Below are 1166 nucleotides of genomic sequence, written 5' to 3' on the forward strand. Positions count from 1 at the left end.
CATCGTATGGCAATCTATTTTTTACAACTGCAAATGCTTGTTTTAATAACTTGTTGCACACTGCAATAAGAGCTAGTTTTTTGCTTTTGCCCTTGGATACCAACCTATCAAATAATGCCTTACAGGCCTTGTTATATTTACAGGCATTAAAACTGCACATAAACAATAAGTTTCTAAGTTTGGGATTCCCCATTTTACTGATTCTCGATCGTCCCTTTACACTACTTCCACTTTGTTTAATTACTGGTGTAAGTCCTGCATAACTGCATAATTCTTTTGCACTTTTAAATCTGTGAAACCCATCGGTAAAAACCAATAATATTATGGCTGTTTTAGGTCCTATACCTGGTATGCTTTTTAACAGCGTAATTGACTCTGGATATTCTGATTTTACATTAGCCTCTAACTTTTCTTCCAAGTGTTTCATCTCTTTTACTAGAGCTTTTAATTGTCGTTTTAAAGACCTAACAACAGCTTTTGATGGTGCGCCTAAAACTGTTTCGCCATGTAGCTTATTTTTTAACTGTGTACTTTGTTTTGTGTAAACATCTAGCAAACGCGATAGTTGTAAGCTCTCTTGCTGGATTTTAGATTGACCTAACCACAGTTCTGGGCATTGCTCTAAACCATAGCGCTGAATCTGTTTTGAATCGCTCTTATCGGTTTTAACTCTTGATAGATCCATCTGTATAAAGTGTTTTATCTTTAATGGATTTACAATACTGACCCTATAACCTAAGTCTATCAAAAAATAGGATAACCGAAGATGATAATAACCTGTAGCTTCCATAACACAAACTGTATTGAAATCTAACAGTTCTAACAGCTTTTTAAAACCTGAAACCGTGTTCTTAAATTGATAATAATTTTGCTTGTCATCACAAACATCAAAGACATCTTTACTAATGTCTAGTCCAAAATATTTAATATCTTTATTCATAATAAAAAAAGGATTGTAAAGAGCCAATCTACTGTGAATTCAACAACTTAAAATCGAAGTCTAAAAGCTTCATAGAACTGAACGAATTTAACGTAGAAAAGAGAAGGGATTAGCAATGTTGACGAGATCTAGGTCTCTACGTGTATATTAACCTTATTCCTCTCTTTGGTTCTTTATGATTAATTTATCTAATTTAGTGAAATGCTAAGTTAAGACGTGTATAATT

Annotated in this window: 1 protein-coding gene; it reads right to left on the minus strand. The window is 33.1% G+C overall.

Features of this window, described 5'->3' with window-relative positions; genetic code table 11:
• Positions 1 to 940: IS110 family RNA-guided transposase (locus CLV33_RS17435; protein ID WP_105474953.1), on the minus strand; the 940-nt coding region annotated here is incomplete at its 3' end.
• Between the last annotated feature and the right edge of the window lie 226 nt (positions 941 to 1166).

Origin of the sequence: Jejuia pallidilutea (assembly GCF_002973595.1) — a bacterium.
In the GTDB taxonomy this organism is placed as follows: domain Bacteria; phylum Bacteroidota; class Bacteroidia; order Flavobacteriales; family Flavobacteriaceae; genus Jejuia; species Jejuia pallidilutea.